Annotated in this window: 2 protein-coding genes; both read left to right on the top strand. The window is 70.5% G+C overall.

All coding sequences use genetic code 11. The annotated features are described in order from the left end of the window. Positions 1-131 precede the first annotated feature (131 nt). On the top strand, positions 132-1,088 hold the full coding sequence (locus tag ACNFOC_RS54060) for an ABC transporter ATP-binding protein (protein WP_416966267.1): 957 nt from the start codon (positions 132-134) through the stop codon (positions 1,086-1,088). A 2-nt stretch (positions 1,089-1,090) separates the two neighbouring features. Further along, the coding region (locus ACNFOC_RS54055; protein ID WP_521987238.1) for a DUF1349 domain-containing protein at positions 1,091-1,672 on the top strand (582 nt) is incomplete at its 3' end.

Here is a 1,672-nt window from a genome sequence, read left to right as displayed (position 1 = left end):
CTCAACACCCGACGCCCCCTCCACGCCCACCCGGTCATTGTGCCGACCTCCGTGCCGCCCGGCGTCCCCCTCGTGAGGGACCCCCGTCGCGTGACGACGGGCGGTGGCCGCCGCGCCTAGCCTCCCTCAGCATGAGTCACACAACCGATGCAAGCATCGAAGTCCGGGACCTGCGCAAGCGGTTCGGGCGGACGCTCGCGGTCGATGGGCTGTCCTTCAGGGTCGAGCCCGGTTCGGTGACCGGCTTCGTCGGTCCCAACGGGGCGGGGAAGTCCACCACCATGCGGGCCGTGCTGGGGCTGGACGCCCTCGACGGGGGCCAGGCGTTGATCGGCGGCCGGCCCTATCACGCCCTGCGTACCCCCCTGTTGGAGGTCGGTGCCCTTCTCGACGCCGCCGCTCTGCATCCCAGTCGGCGGGGGCGTGACCATCTCCGGTGGCTGGCCCACTCCCACGGTCTGTCCATGCGGCGCGTGGACGAGGTGCTCGAACAGGTCGGGATGGAGGCGGCGTCCCGGCGGAGGGCCGGGGGCTACTCCCTCGGTATGCGGCAACGGCTCGGTATGGCCGTCGCGTTGCTCGGCGACCCACCGGTGCTCCTCCTCGACGAGCCGGTCAACGGGCTTGATCCCGAAGGGATCCAGTGGATCCGGACCCTGCTCCGGCACCTCGCCTCCGAAGGGCGGGCGATCCTCGTCTCCAGCCACCTGATGAGCGAACTCGAGGACACCGCCGACCACTTGGTCGTCATCGGCCGGGGGCGTCTCATCGCCGACACGGCCGTGTCCGACCTTCTCGCGGCTGCCTCCGGGGACCGGGTGCGGTTGCGTACCGGCAGTCGTACGGAGGCCATGGAACTGCTCGCCCGGGAGGGCGGGACGGTCGCTGTCGTCGATCGCGACGTCCTCACCGTCACCGGCCTTTCCGCCGAACGGGTCGTGGAGCTGCTCTCCGCGTCCCGCGTTCCCTTCGCCGAAGTGGGCGCGCATCGGGCCTCGTTGGAGGAGGCCTACATGGAACTCACCCGGGACGCCGTCGAGTTCGCGTCGGCCAAAGAGGAAGAAGAAGTGGACGAGGTGACCCAGTGACGATGACCAGGACGGTTCCTCCGTACCGGTCCACCCTCCATCCCGCCCGCGCCGGCTTCGGGCGGCTGCTGCGGGCCGAGTGGGCGAAGTTCTGGACGGTCAGGGTGTGGGTGGTGGTGTTGGCGATCACCGCCGCGGTCGTGGTCGCGGTCAGTCAGCTGGGGGCCAGCGGGTCGAGTGTCGGTGGTGGGCCGCCGGTCGTGCTCGGGCCGGGCGGCGAGGTCGTCAACGACTCCTTCCGGTTCGTCCATCGGCCGTTGAGCGGCGACGGTACGGTCACGGCCCGGGTCACCGGGTTGAAGAGTGCCTCCGGGCAGTCGCTGGAGCCCTGGACCAAGGCCGGGATCATCGTCAAGGCGAGTCTGAAGCAGGGGGCGCCGTACGCGGCGGTGCTGGCCACACCCGCGCACGGGGTCCGTATGCAGTGGAACTTCACCCACGACACGGCGGGCCCCGGCAGCGACCTGGCCAAAGCGCCGCAATGGCTCCGGCTGAAAAGGCTGGGGGGAAAACTGACCGGTTACGCGTCGGTGGACGGTGAGAAATGGACCCGCCTTGGGGAGGTGAGGGTCGGGGGGCTGGGG

The sequence above is a fragment of the Streptomyces colwelliae genome (genome assembly GCF_048158785.1).
Taxonomy (GTDB): Bacteria; Actinomycetota; Actinomycetes; order Streptomycetales; family Streptomycetaceae; genus Streptomyces.
Note: the sequence above shows the minus strand (reverse complement) of the source record. Positions and strands in the feature narration are given on the sequence as shown.

Excerpts from the sequence above, each read along its gene's own strand:
- ACNFOC_RS54060 (WP_416966267.1), top strand. The coding sequence starts at position 132 with ATGAGTCACACAACCGATGCAAGCATCGAAGTCCGGGACCTGCGCAAG.